The organism is Pantoea sp. KPR_PJ (genome assembly GCF_041386365.1).
GTDB lineage: Bacteria > Pseudomonadota > Gammaproteobacteria > Enterobacterales > Enterobacteriaceae > Pantoea.
Window position 1 is genome coordinate 631,487 of sequence record NZ_JABMIK010000002.1, and the last position, 21,238, is coordinate 652,724.

General features: G+C 58.3%; 18 protein-coding genes. 8 read left to right on the top strand and 10 right to left on the bottom strand.

Going from position 1 to position 21,238, the window contains the following annotated elements; genetic code table 11:
* Window positions 1-47: 47 nt before the first annotated feature.
* Window positions 48-2,048, top strand: coding sequence for a transketolase (tkt, locus tag HP564_RS07665; RefSeq protein WP_371241715.1), 2,001 nt, complete (start codon window positions 48-50; stop codon window positions 2,046-2,048).
* Between the two features lie 144 nt (window positions 2,049-2,192).
* Complete coding sequence (ampH, locus tag HP564_RS07670) at window positions 2,193-3,362, top strand: D-alanyl-D-alanine-carboxypeptidase/endopeptidase AmpH (RefSeq protein ID WP_371241717.1); 1,170 nt, start codon at window positions 2,193-2,195, stop codon at window positions 3,360-3,362.
* On the opposite strand, the gene HP564_RS07675 is transcribed toward ampH, so the two are convergent.
* The 4 genes from HP564_RS07675 to HP564_RS07690 form a co-directional block, all read right to left on the bottom strand.
* A complete protein-coding gene (locus HP564_RS07675) occupies window positions 3,359-4,426 on the bottom strand; it encodes a DUF1176 domain-containing protein (RefSeq protein WP_371241719.1) in 1,068 nt (355 codons plus the stop codon). The two genes, ampH and HP564_RS07675, sit on opposite strands and share 4 nt — an antisense overlap.
* Window positions 4,427-4,671: 245 nt before the next feature.
* Window positions 4,672-5,250: a GDP-mannose pyrophosphatase NudK gene (gene nudK / locus HP564_RS07680; RefSeq protein ID WP_371241721.1), complete on the bottom strand. Its 579-nt coding sequence runs from the start codon at window positions 5,248-5,250 to the stop codon at window positions 4,672-4,674.
* Window positions 5,251-5,366: 116 nt separating this feature from the next.
* Window positions 5,367-6,863 carry an L-asparagine permease gene (ansP, locus tag HP564_RS07685; RefSeq protein ID WP_371241723.1) on the bottom strand — a complete coding sequence of 499 codons (1,497 nt, stop codon included), beginning with the start codon at window positions 6,861-6,863 and terminating at the stop codon, window positions 5,367-5,369.
* Between the two features lie 276 nt (window positions 6,864-7,139).
* The gene (locus tag HP564_RS07690) at window positions 7,140-7,412 is read right to left on the bottom strand and encodes a YdgH/BhsA/McbA-like domain containing protein (RefSeq protein WP_371241725.1); all 273 of its coding nucleotides are present in this window, start codon (window positions 7,410-7,412) and stop codon (window positions 7,140-7,142) included.
* Between the two features lie 257 nt (window positions 7,413-7,669).
* Between HP564_RS07690 and narQ the strand changes: the two genes are divergently transcribed.
* From narQ to acrD, 3 genes are all read left to right on the top strand, one after another.
* The gene (gene narQ / locus HP564_RS07695) at window positions 7,670-9,361 is read left to right on the top strand and encodes a nitrate/nitrite two-component system sensor histidine kinase NarQ (protein ID WP_371241727.1); all 1,692 of its coding nucleotides are present in this window, start codon (window positions 7,670-7,672) and stop codon (window positions 9,359-9,361) included.
* A gap of 62 nt (window positions 9,362-9,423) precedes the next feature.
* Window positions 9,424-10,056: a response regulator gene (locus tag HP564_RS07700; RefSeq protein ID WP_371241729.1), complete on the top strand. Its 633-nt coding sequence runs from the start codon at window positions 9,424-9,426 to the stop codon at window positions 10,054-10,056.
* Between the two features lie 170 nt (window positions 10,057-10,226).
* The gene (gene acrD, locus HP564_RS07705) at window positions 10,227-13,343 is read left to right on the top strand and encodes a multidrug efflux RND transporter permease AcrD (protein ID WP_371241731.1); all 3,117 of its coding nucleotides are present in this window, start codon (window positions 10,227-10,229) and stop codon (window positions 13,341-13,343) included.
* Window positions 13,344-13,440: 97 nt separating this feature from the next.
* On the opposite strand, the gene ypfM is transcribed toward acrD, so the two are convergent.
* Window positions 13,441-13,503, bottom strand: a complete 63-nt coding sequence (ypfM, locus tag HP564_RS07710; RefSeq protein WP_143806259.1) for a protein YpfM — start codon at window positions 13,501-13,503, stop codon at window positions 13,441-13,443.
* 383 nt (window positions 13,504-13,886) lie between these two features.
* On the opposite strand from ypfM, the gene HP564_RS07715 reads away from it, so the two are divergent.
* From HP564_RS07715 to HP564_RS07725, 3 genes are read left to right on the top strand one after another with little or no spacing between them, the layout of a single operon-like run.
* Window positions 13,887-14,255 carry an ArsC family reductase gene (locus HP564_RS07715; protein WP_371242020.1) on the top strand — a complete coding sequence of 123 codons (369 nt, stop codon included), beginning with the start codon at window positions 13,887-13,889 and terminating at the stop codon, window positions 14,253-14,255.
* 1 nt (window position 14,256) lies between these two features.
* Window positions 14,257-15,384, top strand: a complete 1,128-nt coding sequence (gene dapE / locus HP564_RS07720; RefSeq protein ID WP_371241733.1) for a succinyl-diaminopimelate desuccinylase — start codon at window positions 14,257-14,259, stop codon at window positions 15,382-15,384.
* 23 nt (window positions 15,385-15,407) lie between these two features.
* Window positions 15,408-15,596 (top strand): YpfN family protein, encoded by a 189-nt coding sequence (locus tag HP564_RS07725; protein WP_371241735.1) that lies wholly within the window; start codon window positions 15,408-15,410, stop codon window positions 15,594-15,596.
* 48 nt (window positions 15,597-15,644) lie between these two features.
* On the opposite strand, the gene ypfH is transcribed toward HP564_RS07725, so the two are convergent.
* The 5 genes from ypfH to bamC all read right to left on the bottom strand — a co-directional run bounded on the left by ypfH (window position 15,645) and on the right by bamC (window position 21,232).
* Entirely contained in the window at window positions 15,645-16,325 is a 681-nt protein-coding gene (gene ypfH / locus HP564_RS07730; RefSeq protein ID WP_371241737.1) for an esterase, read from the bottom strand.
* Between the two features lie 73 nt (window positions 16,326-16,398).
* A complete protein-coding gene (locus tag HP564_RS07735) occupies window positions 16,399-18,372 on the bottom strand; it encodes a tRNA(Met) cytidine acetyltransferase TmcA (RefSeq protein WP_371241739.1) in 1,974 nt (657 codons plus the stop codon).
* The gene (locus tag HP564_RS07740) at window positions 18,372-19,229 is read right to left on the bottom strand and encodes a neutral zinc metallopeptidase (RefSeq protein WP_371241741.1); all 858 of its coding nucleotides are present in this window, start codon (window positions 19,227-19,229) and stop codon (window positions 18,372-18,374) included. The genes HP564_RS07735 and HP564_RS07740 overlap by 1 nt, the downstream gene beginning before the upstream one ends.
* Window positions 19,230-19,354: 125 nt before the next feature.
* Window positions 19,355-20,068 (bottom strand): phosphoribosylaminoimidazolesuccinocarboxamide synthase, encoded by a 714-nt coding sequence (gene purC / locus HP564_RS07745; RefSeq protein WP_371241743.1) that lies wholly within the window; start codon window positions 20,066-20,068, stop codon window positions 19,355-19,357.
* Window positions 20,069-20,200: 132 nt separating this feature from the next.
* On the bottom strand, window positions 20,201-21,232 hold the full coding sequence (gene bamC / locus HP564_RS07750; protein WP_371241745.1) for an outer membrane protein assembly factor BamC: 1,032 nt from the start codon (window positions 21,230-21,232) through the stop codon (window positions 20,201-20,203).
* Between the last annotated feature and the right edge of the window lie 6 nt (window positions 21,233-21,238).

The window sequence follows — 21,238 nt, forward strand, 5'->3', positions numbered from 1 at the left end:
GGGCGGGCTTTCCCGCCCGCACTTCTGCTCAACGAAGGGAGAACCCTATGTCATCACGCAGAGAGTTGGCGAACGCCATTCGTGCATTAAGTATGGATGCGGTACAGAAAGCAAACTCAGGTCACCCAGGCATGCCAATGGGCATGGCCGATATCGCCGAAGTGCTGTGGCGCGACTTCCTGAAACATAACCCGACCAATCCCGCATGGGCCGACCGCGACCGTTTTATTCTCTCTAACGGCCACGGTTCAATGCTGCTCTATAGCCTGCTGCACCTTACTGGCTACGATCTGCCGATGGAAGAGCTGAAAAACTTCCGCCAGCTGCATTCGAAAACCCCAGGCCATCCGGAGATCGGCTATACGCCAGGCGTTGAGACCACCACCGGTCCGCTGGGCCAGGGCCTGGCGAACGCCGTGGGTCTGGCAATCGCCGAGCGCACGCTGGGTGCGCAGTTCAACCGTCCAGGCCACGATATCGTTGACCACTTTACCTATGTGTTTATGGGCGACGGTTGTCTGATGGAGGGGATCTCGCATGAGGTCTGCTCGCTGGCCGGCACGCTGGGCCTCGGCAAGCTAATTGGCTTCTACGATCACAACGGCATCTCTATTGATGGCGAAACCGAAGGCTGGTTTACCGATGACACCCATAAACGTTTCGAAGCCTATAACTGGCACGTTGTCGGTGAAATCGACGGCCATGACGCCGATGCAGTCAGCCGCGCCATTAAAGAGGCGCAAAGCGTCACCGACAAGCCGTCGCTGATCATCTGCCGCACCATTATCGGCTTTGGCTCGCCTAACAAAGCGGGCAAAGAAGAGTCGCACGGCGCGGCGCTGGGCGACGCAGAAGTGGCGCTGGCGCGTAAAGAGCTGGGCTGGACCGCTGCACCTTTTGAAATTCCGCAGGCGATTTATCAGCAGTGGGATGCCAAAGCGGCCGGTGCCGAGCGCGAGCGTGCCTGGAATGAGAAACTGGCGGCCTACAAACAGGCTCATCCAGAGCTGGCAGAAGAGTATCAGCGCCGCATGAACGGCGAAATGCCGTCGACCTGGGACGCTGAAACGCAAAAATTCATCAACGATCTGCAGGCAAATCCGCAGAAGATCGCCAGCCGTAAGGCATCGCAAAACACGCTGGAGCATCTCGGCTCGCTGCTGCCAGAACTGCTTGGCGGTTCGGCGGATCTGGCACCGAGTAACCTTACCCTCTGGTCAGGCTCGAAGCCTATTAAAGCGGATCCAGCGGGTAACTATATCCACTACGGCGTACGCGAATTTGGCATGACCGCAATTGCCAACGGCATCGCCCATCACGGCGGCTTCGTCCCCTATACCGCCACCTTCCTGATGTTTGTTGAATATGCGCGTAATGCTGCGCGTATGGCGGCGCTGATGAAAGCGCGACAGATCATGGTCTACACCCATGATTCTATCGGCCTTGGCGAAGATGGCCCGACGCACCAGCCGGTCGAGCAGCTTGCCAGCCTGCGGCTGACGCCAAACTTCAGCACCTGGCGCCCCTGTGACCAGGTTGAGACCGCCGTGGCGTGGAAAGCGGCTATTGAGCGTCACCACGGACCTACCGCACTGATCCTGTCGCGTCAGAATCTGTTACAGCCGGAACGTACCGCGGCTCAGGTTGAGAACATCGCTCGCGGTGGCTATATCCTCAAGGACAGCGACGGCACGCCGGATATCATCCTGATTGCTACCGGTTCAGAAGTTGAGATCACGCTGGGCGCAGCGGAGAAACTGACCACCGACGGCCACAAAGTCCGCGTGGTATCCCTGCCCAGCACCGACGTGTTCGACAAGCAGGATAGTGCCTACCGTGAATCGGTGCTGCCCTCAACGGTACGGGCTCGCGTTGCGGTAGAGGCGGGGATCGCCGACTACTGGTTCAAATACGTGGGCATTGATGGCAAGATTGTCGGTATGACAACCTTTGGTGAATCCGCGCCCGCAGGCAAACTCTTCCCGGCCTTTGGCTTTACCATTGAAAACGTGGTGGCGCAGGCAGAGTCCTTACTCAAGCCAGCGTAACAGGTTGGCCTCTTTCGCATTCTGCGAGAGGGGCCTGCCTTCAGAATCAGAAACAGAAAAAAAATCGCGCCCGCCCCTTCACCGCTTACATAAACGCATTACTATAGAATCCTTCTCTGATTCTTTTAGCCGGATGCTTTCCCGTTGAAAAACGCTACCTCCTGTTTACTCGCCCTGATGGTGTCTCTGATGCCCTTCGCAGGCAACGCGCAGATCGCGCCCGATCCGCTGCTCTCTTCACAGATTGTGGATCGTTACGCTGAACACATTTTTTATGGCAGTGGCGCGACCGGTATGGCACTGGTCGCCATTGATGGTAACCAGCGCGTCTTTGCCAGCTTTGGCGAAACCCGGCCGGGTAATAACGTGCGCCCGCAGAAAGACTCCTTAATTCGCATCGCCTCACTGAGTAAACTGCTGACCAGCGAGGTCATGGTGAAGATGGCAGAGCGCGGGCAAATCCGCCTTGACGACCCGCTGAGCAAATACGCGCCGCCGGGCGCACGCGTGCCTACCTATGCGGGTCAGCCAATTCGCCTGATCAATCTTTCTACCCATACCAGCGGCCTGCCGCGCGAGCAGCCCGGTGGCAAACCCCAGCGGCCAGTGTTTGTCTGGCCAACGCGCAGCGAGCGCTGGGAGTGGCTGGCTGGCGCGAAGCTCAAGGCTGCGCCGGGCACCAGTGCTGCTTATTCGAACCTGGGCTACGATCTGCTGGGCGATGCGCTGTCACGCGCGGCAGGGATGCCCTACCCGGCGCTGCTCCAGCAGCTGATCACCCGTCCGCTTGGCATGAAAGACACCACTTTTACCCCATCGCCAGAGCAGTGCAGCCGTCTGATGGTGGCAGAGAAAGGGGCCAGCCCCTGTAACAATACCCTGGCGGCCATCGGCAGCGGTGGCGTCTACTCGACCCCAGAGGATATGGCGCGCTGGATGCAGCAGTTTCTGAACTCTGCCATTAATCCACGTTCACCGCAGGTAGATCGCATGCAGACGCTAATCTACCGTCGCGATCAGCTGACGAAGGTTGAAGGAATGGATGTGCCGGGCAAAGCTGATGCCATTGGCATGGGCTGGGTCTATATGAAACCGAAAAACGGCCGTCCCGGCATTATCCAGAAAACCGGCGGCGGCGGCGGCTTTATCACCTATATGGCGATGGTGCCGCAAAATAACGTGGGCGTCTTTGTGGTGGTCACGCGCTCGCCGCTGACGCGCTTTACCGCCATGAGCGACGGCGTCAACGATATGCTGGCAGAGCTGGTGGGCAATCAGAACGGTTCGCCGATGATGGTTCAGGTCATGCGCTAGGGCGCTCTTTCCGGCGATGACTGCGAAACCCACAGCGTGGGCCAGTCGTCGCTGCTGTGCCAGGCGTCGCAGGTCGACTCTTCCGCATACTCCGCCAGCGTGAAATCGGTGCCATTGAAGCGCCAGCGCGTGGCGGCACCGCAGTCTCCCAGCCCGCGTCCTTTACTGAAGGTATAGAGCAGCCCGGTGCTGGCATCATAGTCAGCGTTGATTAACTCCAGCTGGCGTTCGCCGCGCGGCGGCGTAAACGGCAGCTGAAGGGTAATGCCGCGCGCGACATAAGGTGCGGTGCGCGTCACCTCAAAGGCGAGATCGATAACGTTATAGGCCCCCATTTCACAGCTCACCATCAACAGCGCCTTGCTGTCGGTCAGCGGCGCAATGTTAACTTCGCGCCGCATGGGATCGAGCGAGCAGGTGTCGGTGTTCAGACGCCAGGTGCCATAATCCAGTAGCCCACTGGTTTCGTCACGCGTTAGTGCAGCAGGCGGCACTCCCGCTGGCGGCAGCGTCGGCAGTGGCGGCGGCGGCGGAACATCCCATAGCGCGCGAGAGCCGCGCTTTATCCATGCGCTCATGCCGTTTACTCGGCCCTGAACATCATCCATCAGCAGCAGGGCGGCCTTCAGGCCGTGAAGCGAAATGGCCGCCTGGGCGTTGTAAGTGAGCTGGATAGCGTCGGCATCCATGATTTGTGCCAGAAATTCATCAATCGCGATAGCGTTGCTGGTGGCGAGATGGTGAGGCTCAACCGACCAGTGCTTTAGATCGGGACGCAGCCGACGCTGGTCCAGCAGCAGATTATCCTGGAGCGGCGCGCCGGGCACCTCGCCGCTATAGGCGCTGCCGTAGTCGATGCGCAGCAGCGGCCGGTCGTTGACGCCAGCATGACGCGCAATGGTCATCACCAGTCCTTTATCGCCGGGAATATTGCGCGCCACGCAGAACCCAACGTTATTGCAGGTCACCTGCCAGTCGGAAAACGACTTTTGCAGGGGATCGGCGTTAACGCAGGCGATAAAAAGAAAAGGTAATACCAGCAGTGATTTCGTCCAGGTCGACATCAAGAAAAACGGTCCCCAAAACCTCAGAGTGGAGATGATAGCGCAACGCCTGAACATCAGGTGGGTCGAAACTGAGACCAGGTTCAGAAAGCGCACCTGACTGCTGAAAAAGCATACGATAAGGTCGTGTAGCGCAAAGAAAATCACCGCTTCCATCATCGGTAGCGCACGCGCCAGTCTCAATCGGATTTATCGGACAATGTTTCGCGACGCAGGCGTGAATGCCGGTGCGTCAGCGATTACCCTCAGGCCTTTAGCCAGCCCGCCAGCTGAGCGTGCTGGAGCAACATAATGGTTTTACCGTCACGGATGCGGCCATCCTGCACCATCGCCAGCGCCTCGGGAAAGGCGATTTCCAGCACATCGATATCCTCATCCTCTACCCCACCGCCCGCATTGTCGCGCAGCGATTCGTTGTACTCGGCGGCAAAAAAGTGGAGCAGTTCCGTTACGCCACCAGGTGACATATAGGCTTCATAGAGTTTAGTCACCTCACCTACCGCATAGCCCGTCTCCTCAATCGCTTCTTTGCGAATGCAGACTTCTGGTGAGTCATTATCCAGCAGTCCGGCGCAGGCCTCAATCAGCATGCCGTTCGCGTTGCCGTTAACGTAGGTGGCAATCCGAAACTGGCGCGTCAGCACCACACTGTTTTTCTCACGGTTGTAGAGCAGGATGGTGGCACCATTGCCGCGGTCATACACCTCGCGCTTGTGGCGCACTACCTCGCCCTTTTTGGTAGCAAGTTCATAGGTGTAATTACGCAGGATGAAGTAGTTCCCGGAGAGAAGTTTGTCTTTAATGATATTGATCTTGAACGACATAGTGGCTCCACTACAGACCTGAGGGAGCCTGCCATCATAGGCGGAAGCGCGAGGGAAAACTATCCGAAAGCAGGAATAAAAAAGCCTGCCGTTATCGGGCAGGCTTACAGAAGCCTTTAGCGTGCGGCGTCGTCCGCCAGCGCATGCGGCTGATCGTCGTCATGCAAATGATCGTGCTCGGTCTGTGCGATGGCGTGTACGCGCTTGCGCACGCCAAACCAGCCCAGCACCAGAATTACCGCCAGCACCGGAATCGCGGCAATGGTATAGGTGCCGTTTGGATAATCGAACGCCATCAGCACCAGTACGCTCAGCAAGAACAGCAGCGTCAGCCAGGAGGTCACTGGCGCACCTGGCAGCTTAAAGCTGATGTCATCCGCTTTCCCTTCTTTGATCGCTTTACGCAGACGCATCTGGCAGATCACAATAAAGCCCCACGACGCGATAATGCCCAGCGACGCTACGTTCAGCACGATCTCGAATACCTGTGAAGGCACATAGTAGTTAAGCACCACACCGATAACATAGACCGCAATGGTGACCAGAATACCGGCGTAAGGCACCTGCTGGGTGCTCATTTTTGACATGAACTTCGGAGCAGAGCCGCCCATCGCCATTGAGCGCAGAATACGGCCGGTGGAGTAAAGACCGGAGTTCAGGCTGGACAGCGCCGCACTCAGCACCACGATATTCATGATACTGCCAACGTAGGGTACGCCCAGCTTCGAGAAGAAGGTCACGAACGGACTCTGACCGGCCTGATAGGCGTTCCACGGCAGCAGCAGCACCAGCAGTACCACCGAACCGACATAAAACAGCCCGATACGCCAGATGACGCTGTTGATCGCTTTCGGCAGCATGGTTTCCGGATCTTTGCACTCTCCCGCAGCCGTTCCGACCAGTTCAATAGAGGCAAAGGCAAACACCACCCCCTGCACCAGCACCAGCGCCGGTAACAGACCGTGCGGGAAGAGTCCGCCGTTATCGGTCACCAGATGGATGCCGGTTGCATTGCCGTCCAGCGGTTTACCGGTGCCGAGGAACACCACGCCTACCACCAGGAAGATGGCGATCGCCAGCACTTTCACCAGCGCAAACCAGAACTCCATCTCGGCAAACCATTTCACGCCGATCATGTTCATGGTGCCGACGATAGCCAGCGCGCCCAGCGCGAAGACCCACTGCGGCACATCACCAAATGCGCCCCAGTAGTGCATATAGAGCGCAACAGCGGTGATGTCCACAATGCCGGTCATTGCCCAGTTGACAAAGTACATCCAGCCCGCCACGTAGGCGGCTTTTTCCCCCAGGAATTCGCGCGCATAGGAGACGAAGCTGCCGCTTGAGGGACGATGCAATACCAGTTCGCCAAGGGCCCGCAGGATAAAGAACGAGAAGATACCGCAGACCAGATAGATCAGCGCCAACGCCGGTCCTGCCGCCTGAAGGCGTCCCCCCGCTCCGAGGAACAGGCCGGTGCCAATCGCGCCACCGATAGCAATCATCTGAACGTGACGATTGCCCATCGCTTTTTGGTAGCCGGTGTCATGTGAGTTCAGCCAGCGTCTTTTCGCAGCGCGCATCTCGGCTGCGGTTTTTTTAGTAGATTTCATAGCCTTCCTGTTTGTCCTGACCATCAATCACCGCGAACACAAACGATTGCGTACGCCATGCGAAATGGGGTAAGTCCCCTCTTAATCTGCCTGTGAGTTATAAGTAAAGCGGCAGGGGAAATTACGGCGATGAATCCTACCCGTTCTGCGTGAACGAAGCAAAAGATACCGATGAAGTGCACGAAGTGTTTTGTAATAATCGGGTTTATTGCACAAAAAAAACCGGCCGTTGGCAGGCCGGTAAATGCTACAGGGATGGAAAGAAGAGCTTGAGGGTTAGCGATAAATCTCTGCGGTGCCGCTCCACAGGCTGGAATCGCCCGGGTTATCAACACCAATGACACGGTAGTGACTTGCGCCCATCTCTTCAGCTTTTTGCGACAGCTGACGTGTGGCGTCATCCAGTGAGCCGCGTGCATTTGAGACGGAGACGCTGCCGATACTTTGCAGACCCTGAGCCTGCTCCTGGCTTACCGGTGACGCTGCCAGGGCAGAAAAAGATGCGGTCGCAAGCAGGGCACCCGCCAGAATCACAGTCAGTTTTTTCATAGCATGCTCCTTCATTGACGTTACAGGGTGTTTACTTAATTCTGGTTAGAATTATTAGCGCCGTAATGAAAACCAACATCTGGCTGATGTAAACCTGTGTACTTTTTAAGCGCAGCATTGCGCCTTCTCCTGGGATATGTCAGGAGAGGTTATTTTTTGTGCAGAACGTAACCCATTATGTGTCATCACTCTGGGATCGCCTGGCAGCATCAGGGGGTCTCCTTTATAATCCCCGCACCAAAAACAGGGGTATTGCCGTGATAGTAAAACGTTCTGTGACCCGCAGTCTCGCCCAGGCGCTGAGCGCCATCGTACTGCTGGCACTGCTGACGACCGGGCTGGCGCTGATGACCCTCTCCAGCAGCCTGCGCGACGCGGAGGCGATTAACCTGGCGGGATCGCTGCGTATGCAGAGCTATCGCCTCGCCTGGGACAGCAACAGCGACCCGCAACAGCTCAGGCAGCATTTGCTGGAGTACCAGCAAACGCTGGATAAGCCTGCACTACGCGATCTCGATCGCCCCTGGGTGCCGCGAGAGGTCATCAGTCGTTACCATCATCTGCGCAACGCCTGGCCTGCACTGCAACAGCAGCTGCAACGCAATGACGCGGTGGTCTACCAGCAGCAGGTCGCGAACTATGTCGGCGAGATCGACCGTTTTGTGATGGGATTACAGCGCTACAGCGAAAGAAAAATGGAGCTGGTGGCAGCCAGTAGTCTGCTGGGCGTCATTGCTATTGTGGCACTGGCGTTAGCGGCCATTCGCTTTAGTCGCCGTCAGGTGGTCGGCCCGCTTAATGCGCTGGTGACCGCCAGCCGCTACGTTGAAAGCGGCAACTTTGCTTTTCCTGCGCTGGTCGTGGAGCAGAATAATGAGCTACGGGTGCTGGCCCAGACGTTTAGCGCGATGGCGGCGCGCCTGCATTCGCATCATCAGGCGCTGGCCGGCGCGGTAGAGGAGAAAACGCGCGATCTGCAAGAGGCCAACCGTACCCTGTCGCTGCTCTATGAGATCTCACAGATGCTGTCCGCCAGCCCGCTCAGCGCAGCACGGATTGAAGCCGCCATGACGCAGGTGCAAGAACGCGAAAATCTGCGCGTGCTGGTGCTGGAAAGTGAGCAGGTTCGCTTTTGCGTGGGGGAACGTGAACCGAAATCTCACTGGTATAGCGTCCCGCTGCAGCAGGATGATGAACAGAACGGTACGCTGCGCTGGCAGTGCGAGCGGGGCCAGCCGCGTCAGGCACTGATGCAAAGCCTGGCCAATATGCTGTCGCGCGCCGTCTTCCTCTGGCAAACGCAAAAACAGGTTCAGCAGATGCTGCTGATTGAAGAGCGGGCGACCATCGCGCGTGAGCTACACGATTCACTGGCGCAGGCGCTCTCCTTTATGCGCATTCAACTGACGCTGCTGCGCCGTACCCTGGAGACGCCAGATCCGGCAGCGCAAACCATTATTGCCGACTTTGACCGCACGCTCGCTGACGCATACCGTCAGCTACGCGAACTGCTGGCGACTTTTCGTCTGACCATTGAGCAGGCCGATTTGCTGGCGGCGATGCAGGCGATGATCGCCTCGTTGCAGGAGCAGGTGACGGCTAAAATTAACTTCAGCTATCAGCCGGGGCTGGAAACGCTGGATGCGCAGCAGCAGGTACATCTGTTGCAGATTGCGCGCGAAGCGGTGCTGAACGCTATTCGTCACGCCAGTGCGCAGATCATTAGCGTGCGCTATGAGCGCAACGATAAAGGTGAGCATTTGCTGACTGTTACTGATGACGGCGTCGGCATCGCCAGTACCGATGAGCCGCAGGGCCACTACGGACTGACCACAATGTCGGAGCGCGCCGCAAGACTGTCGGGCGAGCTGAGCATTCAGGCGCAGGCACGCGGCACGCAGGTAGCTCTGCGCTTTCCGCCGCGTCCCGACGTTAATTCATCGCGTTAGAGCTTAACGCGCCCTTGATAACTGTTTTATAAGCGCTTTTGCGTTATTCGCCAGGAGTCGATATGCAACAACCTGTGCTGACGGTAATGATTGTGGATGACCATCCACTGATGCGGCGCGGAATTCGCCAGCTGCTGGCGCTGGAGCCGCGCCTGGAGGTAATTGCTGAAGCCAACAATGGCACCGAGGCGCTGGCCGAAGCCCGTCACCTGTCGCCAGACGTGATCTTGCTCGATCTGAATATGAAAGGGATGTCAGGGCTGGATACCCTGAAGGCGCTGCGCCATGAAGGGATCAGCGCACGTATTCTTATCTTCACCGTGTCGGACGCGCGCAGCGATATAGATACAATGGTGGACGCCGGTGCCGACGGCTATCTTCTCAAGGACAGCGATCCTGAGCTGCTGCCAGGCCAGATCCTTGAGGCGGCACGCGGCGAAAAGGTGTTCAGCGACGCGGTGCGCGAGCACCTTGTCACGCGTCAGCATTGCGCCAGCCCGCTGCGCCAGCTTACCGAGCGCGAGCGCGACGTGCTACAGGAGGTGGCGCGCGGCCTGTCAAATAAAGAGATTGCGGCCACCCTGCATATCTCCGAAGAGACAGTGAAGGTGCATATCCGTAATCTGCTGAAGAAACTCGACGTCCGCTCACGCGTGGCCGCCACCATCCTGTGGCTGGAGAGCCGCCACAGCTAACCTGACGCGAGATTTACACTTCTCCACACTTTCTCCACGATTTCCTAATTTACAGCACGTAGAGTAAGTTTCAGGAGGCGATCTCCGAATGTCCTGCCCGCACGGCCCGTCTATATGGCGGCCTGCATTATGATAATAACGGCGAAACGCTACTGAGGAGTGTCGACTCGATGTCGAATTTTTTCATCGACCGTCCCGTTTTTGCCTGGGTGCTGGCGATTTTAATTAGTCTGTGTGGCGCACTGGCCATTTTTTCTTTGCCCATTGAGCAGTATCCCGACCTTGCCCCACCTAACGTACGTATCACCGCTAACTATCCTGGCGCATCGGCAGAAACGCTGGAAAATACTGTGACCCAGGTCATTGAGCAAAACATGACCGGCATCGACAACCTGATGTATATGTCGTCAAACAGCAGTAACACGGGCCAGGCACAGATCACCCTGACCTTCTCTGCCGGCACCGATCCCGATGAAGCGCGCCAGCAGGTGCAAAACCAGCTTCAGTCAGCGCTGCGTAAGCTGCCGCAGGCGGTTCAGTCTCAGGGCGTGACGGTAAACAAAACGGGCGACAGCAATATTCTGATGGTCGCCTTTGTCTCTACCGACGGCAGCATGGATAAGCAGGATATTGCCGACTATGTCGCCAGTAATATTCAGGATCCGCTCAGCCGCATTGACGGCGTCGGCCAGGTTGACGCCTATGGCTCGCAGTATGCGATGCGCATCTGGCTCGATCCCGCCCGCCTTATCGCCTATTCGCTGACCACCGAAGATGTCGTCAGCGCCATTGAAGCGCAAAATGCGCAGGTCGCTGTAGGCCAGGTGGGGGGGCTGCCTTCCGTCGACAAGCAGGCGCTGAACGCCACCGTCAATGCGCAGTCGCTGCTGCAAACGCCAGAGCAGTTTAAGGCGATTACGCTGCGAACCCATCCCGACGGCTCTGTGGTCACGCTGAGCGACGTCGCGCAGGTGGCGCTGGGTGCCGAAAAGTATGACTATCTCAGCCGCTATAACGGTCAGCCGGCGTCGGGGCTGGGTATCAAACTCGCCTCCGGTGCGAACGAAATGAATACCGATAAACGGGTGCGTCAGCGTATTGAGGCGTTGTCGCATTACTTTCCACACGGGCTGGAAGCCAAAATTGCCTATGAAACCACGCCGTTTGTTAAGGCGTCGATTATCGACGTGGTGAAAACGCTGCTGGAGGCAATCGTACTGGTATTTGGCGTGATGTATTTGTTTATGCAGAATTTTCGCGCCACACTGATTCCGACGATTGCGGTGCCGGTGGTGCTGCTGGGCACCTTTGCGGTGCTCTACGCCTGTGGCTTCAGCATCAATACCCTGACGATGTTCGCCATGGTGCTGGCGATCGGCCTGCTGGTGGATGATGCCATTGTGGTGGTGGAGAATGTTGAACGCATCATGAGTGAGGAAGGTCTTTCGCCACGCGCGGCAACGCGAAAGTCGATGGGCCAGATTCAGGGTGCGCTGGTGGGCATCGCGCTGGTCCTGTCGGCGGTCTTTGTACCGATGGCCTTTTTTGGCGGCACCGTCGGAGCGATCTACCGCCAGTTCTCCATTACCATCGTTTCGGCAATGGTGCTGTCGGTGCTGGTGGCGATGATCCTGACGCCCGCTCTCTGTGCCACGCTGCTGAAGCCGCTGGCGCAAGGAGAACATCACGGACGCCGCGGATTTTTCGGCTGGTTTAACCGTCACTTTAACCGCAGTGCGGATCGTTATGAGCGCGGCGTGGCACGCCTGTTACGTAAAGGGGGCCGCTGGCTGCTGCTCTACCTCGCGATTATCGGCCTGATGGCCTTTCTGTTTATTCGCCTGCCTACGTCATTTCTGCCGCTCGAGGATCGCGGCGTCTTTTTAACCCAGGTGCAGCTGCCGCCGGGATCGACCCTGCAGCAAACCTCAGCCGTGGTCGAAAAGGTGGAAAACTACTATATGACGCAGGAAAAAGAGAATGTGCTGTCGGTCTTTTCAACGATTGGCGCTGGCCCGGGCGGCAACGGTCAGAACGTCGCGCGTCTGTTTGTACGGCTAAAGGACTGGGAGGAACGGCCTGGCTCCGATCGCACCTCTTTCGCCATTATTGAACGCGCCACTCAGGCCTTCCGCGCCATTAAAGAGGGGCGCGTGATAGCCAGTAGCCCACCGGCTATCACCGGCATGGGCAGCTCGTCGGGCTTCGATATGGAGCTTCAGGATCACGCGGGAATCGGCCATACCCGGTTGATGGCCATGCGCGATAAGCTGCTGGAGATGGCGGGCAGTAACCCGTCGCTGTCGCGCGTGCGCCACAATGGCCTGGACGACAGCCCACAGCTACAGATCGATGTCGATCAGCGTAAAGCGCAGGCGCTGGGCGTCTCCATTGAGACCATCAATGATACCCTGACCACGGCCTGGGGCTCGACCTACGTGAACGACTTCCTCGATCGCGGGCGCGTGAAGAAAGTCTATGTGCAGGCAGCGCCCTCCTTCCGCATGCTGCCTGACGACATCAATAAATGGTATGTGCGCAACAGCAGCGGCGGCATGGTGCCCTTCTCTGCCTTTGCCACCAGCCGCTGGGAGACCGGTTCGCCGCGCCTTGAGCGCTACAATGGCTACTCCTCAATTGAGATTGTTGGCGAGGCAGCCCAGGGCGTCAGCAGCGGAACCGCAATGGACGTGATGGAGCAGCTGGTTGGCAAGCTGCCGCTCGGCGTGGGCTTCGAGTGGACCGGCGCCTCCTATCAGGAGAGGCTGTCGGGATCGCAGGCACCGGCGCTCTACGCACTGTCGCTGCTGGTGGTGTTTCTCTGTCTGGCTGCGCTCTATGAAAGCTGGTCTGTTCCCTTCTCGGTCATGCTGGTGGTGCCGCTTGGTGTAGTGGGTGCGCTGATCGCCACCTGGCTACGCGGACTGGAAAATGACGTCTATTTTCAGGTGGGGCTGTTGACGGTGGTTGGACTCTCGGCAAAGAACGCCATTCTGATTGTTGAATTCGCCAGTGAAATGAACAGCAAAGGCACTGAACTCGCTGAGGCAACGCTCTCTGCCTCACGCCAGCGACTGCGGCCAATTCTGATGACGTCACTGGCCTTTATCTTTGGCGTACTGCCGATGGCAATCAGCACCGGTGCCGGTTCCGGCAGCCAGCATGCCGTAGGGACGGGTGTGATGGGCGGCATGATCTCCGCCACGGTGCTGGCGATCTTTTTCGTGCCGCTGTTCTTTGTGCTGGTGCGCCGCCGCTTTCCTCTTAAGGAAAAACCGCACGACTGACTCAAAAGTAAAGGCAGCCACCGAAGTGGCTGCCTTACATTACTGTGTGTGGTCAGAATAACAGCAAAGGAGCGACCTGCTGTTTCTCCGCTGGCAGTTACTTGTTGCGTAACATCGCGGCGATGAATTCTTTCCAGTTCCCCATCTCAGCGTCAATCATATCAACCCTCTCTTATTGTGCTGCCGATTCTACGCTTAACTTTTCCACAGGTGAATACGGTTACACCTGTTTTCACTATCGGCAGAACCGGAGAAAGCTGTAATTTTCTGGATCTGCTGGCTAACGCACAATTCAGCAACACGCTAATCTGGCTGGATAAAAGATGAAAGATCTGGACCAGCCGCTCAAAAAGCCTTCTAAGATAATTCTTAACTGAGTGATGATAACCCGAATGACTGTTACCTGAAAAAATGAAAGCGATTACTCAGATTAGTCCTGGGGACTTTGTGGCGAGTTATTTCACCGCTTTTTCCTTTGCGCCGCTCAGCGCCCGGGTGGTCTGTGATAAACTGCCGCTCTCTTTTTTCTGACGGGGAACCATGATGACAGCGCTGTGGGTGATGTACGGCATAAAAAATTGCGACACCATAAAAAAAGCGCGCCGCTATTTAGAGGCCGCCGACATCAACTATGAATTCCATGATTACCGCGCCAGCGGGCTGAGCGATGCACTGCTGACGCAGTTTATCGATCAGCTAAGCTACCCGACGCTGCTTAATACGCGCGGCACGACCTGGCGCAAGCTATCCGAAGCAGAGCGTGAGGCGGTTACCGATAGCGAAAGTGCCAAAGCGTTAATGCTGACCCATCCCGCCATTATCAAGCGTCCTGTGCTGCGCGCGCCGGACGGCACGCTGCTCGTGGGGTTCACCGAAGCCACGTACCAGGCGTTTATACAGGAGAAGTCATAACATGTTCTGTCCGGTTATCGAACTGACGCAGCAGCTTATCCGCCGCCCTTCACTCAGCCCGGATGACGCAGGCTGCCAGGCTCTGCTGATCGCGCGTCTGGAAGCCATTGGCTTCCACGTTGAGCAGATGCTTATCGACGACACGCTAAACTTCTGGGCCACGCGTGGCCAGGGTGAAACCCTGGCGTTTGCCGGCCACACCGACGTGGTTCCGCCAGGTGATGCCAGCCGCTGGATCAATCCTCCTTTTGAGCCGACCATCCGTGACGGCATGCTGTTTGGCCGCGGCGCGGCGGATATGAAGGGTTCGCTGGCGGCCATGGTCGTCGCTGCGGAACGTTTTGTCGCCGCGCATCCCACCCACCGGGGTCGCCTGGCCTTTCTGATTACCTCTGACGAAGAGGCGAGCGCAAAAAACGGTACGGTCAAAGTCGTTGAACGCCTGATGGCGCGCAATGAGCGCCTCGACTACTGTCTGGTTGGCGAACCCTCCAGTACTGAAGTGGTGGGTGATGTGGTCAAAAACGGCCGCCGCGGCTCTATGACCGCCAATCTGACTATTCACGGCGTGCAGGGCCATGTCGCCTATCCACATCTGGCAGATAATCCGGTGCACCGTGCCATGCCTGCGCTTAACGCGCTGGTGGCGACGGAGTGGGATCGCGGCAATGAGTTTTTCCCCCCCACCAGCATGCAGATAGCCAACGTGCAGGCCGGAACCGGCAGCAACAACGTGATCCCTGGCGAATTCTTTGTGCAGTTCAACTTCCGCTTCAGCACTGAGCTGACCGATCAGATGATTAAAGATCGCGTTGCGGCACTGCTGGACAGCTATCAGCTGCGCTATACCCTGGAGTGGAACGTATCGGGTCAGCCGTTTTTGACGTCACGCGGTAAGCTGGTTGAGGCCGTGGTTAAGGCGGTCTCGCACTATAATGAAATTAAGCCGCAGCTGCTGACCACTGGCGGCACCTCCGACGGGCGTTTTATCGCGCGTATGGGTGCACAGGTCGTCGAGCTCGGCCCGGTGAATGCCACCATTCACAAAATCAATGAGTGCGTGAAGGCTGCCGATCTGCAAACGCTGAGCCGCATGTATCAGCGGATTATGGAACAGCTGGTCGCCTGATCGCGATCGAGAGGAGCAGGCAAATGGAATTTATTAAAGACTACTGGTGGATCCTGGTGATCCTGTTGATGGTTGGCGTGCTGATGAATGTTTATAAAGATCTGAAGCGCATCGATCATAAAAAATACATGGCAAACAAACCCGACCTGCCGCCCCATCGCGACTTTAACGACAAGTGGGACGATGAGGACGACTGGCCGAAAAAGAAATAACACGGCGCCCTGACTCGCGTTAACGCCCTCGCCTGCGCGAGGGCGTTTTTACATCATCATCACATCGTCGTCACCGGGCTTCGCCCCGCTTAACGCCTCATCAAAATAGCGCCTGGGCACGGTATAGTGCAGATGCTTCAACGCCAGCGCCATGCTGCGATCGTCGATGGCATGCGGCAGATCCTCGACGATATCCAGCGTAACGTCGCCGCCCAGCGCGGTCAGTCGCTGTGCCGCCTGTTCAGCGTGCTCCATCGGGATCTGCTCATCATACTCGCCGTGGATCAGGTGGATCGTGGTGCGCGTCGTGGCACTTTCCGGCAGTGTGGCGTAGCGGCCGCTGAACGCCACCACCCGGCCTGCCAAATCGGGCTGCGCCTTCACGCCTTCCAGTACCATGGTGCTGCCCTGCGAAAAGCCGATCAGCGCCGTCGCTTCAGGACGCACGCGGCTTTGATCCTGCCAGTACCGCACCGACTCGACAAACTGCGGCAGCACGGCACTGACTCGCTGCTGTTCGCTCTGATCGTGCTGTGCGATTTCACTGTACCAGTAGTGACCAGGCGCAGGCGCGCCTACCGCAACCACCTGCGCCTGCGGAAACTCGCGTGCAAACCAGCCGCCAAGCTGCGCCATAGCGTGTGGATTATCGCCGACGCCGTGATAGAGCAGGAACAGCTGTTGAGCAGCCGCGCTCGGCTGCTGGACAATAACGTATTGCAGTGTCATATCGACCTCCTGGGATCACTATACGCTGCCCTGCGTAGAGCGCTATCGGGAAAATTTGAACAACATGGTGGATTTATTCCACTTGCTGTTGCAGCTTTTGCGCCTGTGCCGCATCCCACGCGATCAGCGCGGCGGCGGTATCGAGCCGCAGCTGCGCGACCAGTGCCTTGCGGCCTGTCAGTCCCAGCGACTGCGTCAGACGGCTCAGCTCCGCCTGCGGCTCCAGCACGGCTCGTAGCAGCGGCGAGGCCAGATTGCTGGTAAGCACCAGCCGATGCAGAACCGGCAGACTCGCCTCCAGCGGCCGCTGCGCCCAGGCAAATCCCGCTGCCAGCCGCGCATCTTCGTGCGTAAAAGCCAGAGCCATTTCCGGCAGATCCAGCGATATCGCGATCTGTTGACGCAGCTGGGGCCAGTCGCGCGCCAGCCGCTGCGACGCGCGCCGCTGAAGATCGGCGCCGGCGGGCGTCACCGCCCGCATCGCCATCGCCGCATAGCAGCCGCTGCTGGCTTCGCGCTGTGTGCCGATGCGCACCAGCGTAAAGCCGCAGGCGCGCCAGAATGCCCACAGTGCCTCAGTGTAGCCAAAGCTGACCGAAAGAAAATCGACATCCTGCTGCGACTGCGCGGCGGTGACCAGCGCCTGCCCAGTCCCCTGCCTGCGCTGTTCTGCCGCGACAGCAATCCGGCTGATGCGCCGCGAACGCAGCGTTGCCGCTTCGATAAATCCGGCATGGGCAGCCAGCGACTGCGCGACCAGATTGCCGCGCGGACGCCGTCTGCCCGCCCAGACCGCCTGTGCCAGTTCAGGTGGTAATCCTCCCTCCTCGACCAGCCACAGCGTCCCCTGCAATCCCGTCGCTTCACCGCTCAGCCACAGCGTCATGCCAGGCGCATCCATCAGTCGTCGCAGGTCGAGCGGCGAGGTGCGGTAGTGCGCACTGGCCAAAAGCCGGTAGGCGGCCCTGGGCTGTGACGGGTTTGTTTGCCAGGCGTCAGCAGACAGCCGTCGCGGTGCGGCGGGCGACGCAGCGGGCGCAGGTACGGCATCCTCAAACAACAGCGCCTGGTTGAGCCACTGCTCCAGCGGATCCTGGCGTGACCAGCGCAGCGGCTCATCCAGCGTGAAGTAACGTACCCGCTCCAGCCCGGCGCAGAACTTCAGGATAAAGCCGCGCCCGGTCCCCTCATACCCCTGAACCGTGGTGGTCAGTAACACGCGAGAAAAGCGCTCTACCAGTTGAGTCAGTATCGGTGTGGGTATAGCGGCAGCTTCATCCACAATCAGCCATTCCCGTCCCGGCAGCGCGGGCTGCGCCAGAATGGCATCGGGAGCCATAAAGTGAAAATGCTCGCCTGCAAAGTGTGCCAGCACGTCGGTCGCCGCTTTGGCTGGTGCAGTAATCGTCGCGTCAGGCAGCTGCTGCGCCAGCATACCTGCCAGTGCCGACTTGCCCCGACCACGCGGCGCGGTGACGACCGCGATACCCGATGCCATCGTCAGTAGCTGCTGCACAATGGCCTGCTGCTGCTGAGGCGCACCACAGCGCCAGGCTGACCGTGCAGACAGCGGCGTCAGCCGCGCCGCTTCTCCCTGACGCAGCAGCACCACGCTGGGATCGGCAAGCAGCGTCTGCTGCAGATGGCGAATAAAATGTGGCGTGGCGATGGGTTCAGCAACGTCAGCCCAGCGCAGGCTGTCCTCGTCCGGCTGCTCTGCCCAGTGCAACCACGGCGGCGTTAACAGCAGCAGCCAGCTACCGGCGCGTAGCGTACCGGCCAGCGCAGCAAAGGCCTCCGCATGGAAACCGCGCCGCGCATCGAAAATGGCATGGGTGAATTCACGACCAAGCAGCGTTCGTAGTGCCGCTGGCGCGCAGTGCGGAAGAGAGTCAACTGGCGTGTCGCTGACCACCAGCCAGTCACCCTGCAGATCGGCGCGCCATTCGGCAACGCGCGCCAGAGCCCAGGCTGACTCACCGCTGATCACACAGAGCCGCCGGATGCCTGCCTGCTGCATCTGGCGGCTAAGCTGTTCAGCCGTCATCAGTTAGCGGCAAAGGTGTTGCACTGGCCGGGATCGCCGCTGTCGAATCCGCGTTTAAACCAGGTATAGCGCTGCTCTGAAGTGCCGTGGGTGAAACTGTCGGGCACGACGCGGCCCTGGCTGCGCTGCTGCAGACGGTCATCGCCGATGGCCTGTGCAGCGTCCAGTGCCTGTTGCAGATCGCCGGTTTCCAGCCAGTTATCTTTGCTGACATAGTGGCCCCAGACGCCGGCAAAGCAGTCCGCCTGAAGTTCCATTTTCACCGAAAGATGGTTGATTTGGGTCTGGCTCGCGCCCTGCTGCATCTGGCGCACTTTTGGCTCAATACCGAGCAGCTTCTGCACGTGGTGACCCACTTCATGCGCCACTACATAGCCCTGCGCAAACTCCCCACCCGCGCCCAGTTTGGTTTTCATTTCATCGTAAAAGGAGAGATCGATATAGACACGCTGATCTGCCGGACAGTAAAACGGCCCCATCGCCGTCTGGCCGGTGCCGCAGCCCGTCTGGGTCGCACCGCGATACATTACCAGCGTGGGAGCGACATACTCTTTGCCCATCTGCTGGAACAGCTTATTCCAGGTATCTTCCGTTGAGGCCAGAATAACGCGGGTAAATTTCGCCGCCTCATCGTCGTTAGCGCTGACGCGCTGCTGCTGACTGGTCGGTGCAACCTCGCCCCCGGTCAGCAATCCTGTCAGGTCATAACCGTAGTACCCGGCTACCGCCACCACGACTAACAGAATAATGCCGCCCTTGCCGCGCGGGATACGGATCTGCCGTCCGCCACCGTAAGCCGGGCTCTGATCCCGACGGTCATCTACATTGTCGCTCTCGCGACGTCCTTGCCAGCGCATAATCGGCTCCTGATTAAGATAGTCCCTGGTGATTTTAGTTGCGCGGCGAGACAACTACCAGCCTTGCGGCCAAATGAAAAAGGGAAAGCCGTCGCTCTCCCTTTTCTGTTTCAGACAGGTTGAATTTAGTCGAGCTTCACGCCCAGACGCTGCGCTACTTCTTCGTAGGCTTCAATCAGGCCACCGAGACTCTGGCGAAAACGGTCCTTATCCATTTTATCCATTGTCTGTTTGTCCCACAGGCGCGCGCCGTCCGGTGAGAACTCGTCACCCAGCACCACTTCGCCTTTGAACAGGCCAAACTCCAGTTTGAAATCGACCAGAATCAGGCCCGCGTCATCAAACAGTTTGCTCAGCACGTCGTTGGCCTTAAAGGTCAGCTCCTGCATGCGCGCCAGGTTCGCTTTGCTTACCCAGCCAAAGGTTTCACAGTAAGATTCGTTGACCATCGGGTCATGTTTTGCATCGTCTTTGAGAAACAGATCGAACAGCGGCGGATTGAGCACCATCCCCTCTTCCACGCCCAGACGTTTTACCAGCGAACCTGCCGCACGGTTGCGCACGACGCACTCTACCGGCACCATCTCCAGCTTTTTCACCAGCGCTTCGTTATCGGAGAGCAGTGCCTCCATCTGGGTGGGAATACCCGCTTCCTGCAGTTTGGTCATGATGAAATGGTTGAACTTGTTGTTCACCATTCCCTTGCGATCGAACTGCTCGATTCGAGCTCCGTCGCCTGCTGACGTATCATTGCGGAATTCGAGTACCAGCAGATCCGGGTTGTCGGTGCTGTATACGGTTTTCGCTTTACCGCGATACAACTCAGCTCGCTTTTGCATCTTGTTAACTCCAGACTTGAAAATTTCGGGTGTTCTGCAGCGGCGGGCCGCTACGCAATCGTTTACCTTACCGCGCGCTATTATGCCAGAGACGAAAAAAAAAGGCCGGAGAATCTCCGGCCCTGTCGCGATTTATTTGTTGAGTGCCGCCTGGAACACGGCCACCAGCGCATCGTTCTGCGACTGGCTCAGCACGTGGCCTTTGGGATCGATAAACTGCAGGCTGCTGCGGTTATCCAGATCGCCGACCTGCACTTTATAGTCGCCGTTGGGCAGTTCAGGATCTTTCGCACCGACCTCATCCCAGGCGCTGCTGCCCGGCGACTTGTAGGTGACGTTGAGGCTGCCCTGTGAGCGATTGCTGTCGGTTACTTCCATGCCCACACGCTTCATCGCCGCAGGCAGCCGCTGCCATGCGACGTTAAACGGCGTGCGCAGCACCAGTAGCGGCAGGCCGGTATCGTCGGCGCCGCTCTGGACGTCAACGCTGCCGCTGGCGCGGCCCGCCGCAGCGTTTTCGTTGGCAACGTCGATTTTATCCAGACCGGCACTGATGGCATTTAACATCTGCGCAGTGTAGCGCTGGATCTGTACCGGAGAGGTGACCGCTTTATCGAGCTGCTGCAGCTCCAGCAACCGCACCGTCAGCACCTGCTGATAGCTCTGCGACTGCACGCCGATCTGGTAGCGACCGCGATACTGGTTATCTTCATCGGCACGGTTCCACTGCACCCAGTCGGTGGTGAGCTGCTGTCGCGCGTCATCACGCTGCGCCACAGGATAGCGACTGGACTCGACCACTTTGGTTACCTGCGACCAGACAGAGCCACGGTTGCCTTCCAGCATCAGTACGCCAGTATTGCCGGTAAACTGCGTGCGGGTGCCGTTTACCAGCGCCAGCGCCTGAGCCGGAGGACGAATGTCGAGCTGTTTACCCACGTTGCCGCTGACGGCGTGGTGCGGCACATCATAGTCGCCGTGCGCCACCGGCAGGATCATTCCCGCCGGTGCCTGTAAATCGTGCAGTTCGCTGGCCTGTAAATAGGACTCGTCACCGCTTACCTGGCGCTTATAGCGCTGATCGTTTGAGCACGCCGTTAACAACATTGCAGTCGACAGCGCCACGACGGTCGCCACCGTTGAGCGCTTTACAGAATGATTCATTGAAAC

Bases quoted from the DNA above. Each gene is read 5' to 3' on its own strand.
- tkt (WP_371241715.1), top strand. From the start codon at position 48: ATGTCATCACGCAGAGAGTTGGCGAACGCCATTCGTGCATTAAGTATG.
- HP564_RS07675 (WP_371241719.1), bottom strand. From the start codon at position 4,426: ATGTCGACCTGGACGAAATCACTGCTGGTATTACCTTTTCTTTTTATC.
- nudK (WP_371241721.1), bottom strand. From the start codon at position 5,250: ATGTCGTTCAAGATCAATATCATTAAAGACAAACTTCTCTCCGGGAAC.
- ansP (WP_371241723.1), bottom strand. From the start codon at position 6,863: ATGAAATCTACTAAAAAAACCGCAGCCGAGATGCGCGCTGCGAAAAGA.
- HP564_RS07690 (WP_371241725.1), bottom strand. From the start codon at position 7,412: ATGAAAAAACTGACTGTGATTCTGGCGGGTGCCCTGCTTGCGACCGCA.
- HP564_RS07700 (WP_371241729.1), top strand. From the start codon at position 9,424: ATGCAACAACCTGTGCTGACGGTAATGATTGTGGATGACCATCCACTG.
- acrD (WP_371241731.1), top strand. From the start codon at position 10,227: ATGTCGAATTTTTTCATCGACCGTCCCGTTTTTGCCTGGGTGCTGGCG.
- HP564_RS07715 (WP_371242020.1), top strand. From the start codon at position 13,887: ATGACAGCGCTGTGGGTGATGTACGGCATAAAAAATTGCGACACCATA.
- dapE (WP_371241733.1), top strand. From the start codon at position 14,257: ATGTTCTGTCCGGTTATCGAACTGACGCAGCAGCTTATCCGCCGCCCT.
- HP564_RS07725 (WP_371241735.1), top strand. From the start codon at position 15,408: ATGGAATTTATTAAAGACTACTGGTGGATCCTGGTGATCCTGTTGATG.
- ypfH (WP_371241737.1), bottom strand. From the start codon at position 16,325: ATGACACTGCAATACGTTATTGTCCAGCAGCCGAGCGCGGCTGCTCAA.
- HP564_RS07735 (WP_371241739.1), bottom strand. From the start codon at position 18,372: ATGACGGCTGAACAGCTTAGCCGCCAGATGCAGCAGGCAGGCATCCGG.
- HP564_RS07740 (WP_371241741.1), bottom strand. From the start codon at position 19,229: ATGCGCTGGCAAGGACGTCGCGAGAGCGACAATGTAGATGACCGTCGG.
- purC (WP_371241743.1), bottom strand. From the start codon at position 20,068: ATGCAAAAGCGAGCTGAGTTGTATCGCGGTAAAGCGAAAACCGTATAC.
- bamC (WP_371241745.1), bottom strand. From the start codon at position 21,232: ATGAATCATTCTGTAAAGCGCTCAACGGTGGCGACCGTCGTGGCGCTG.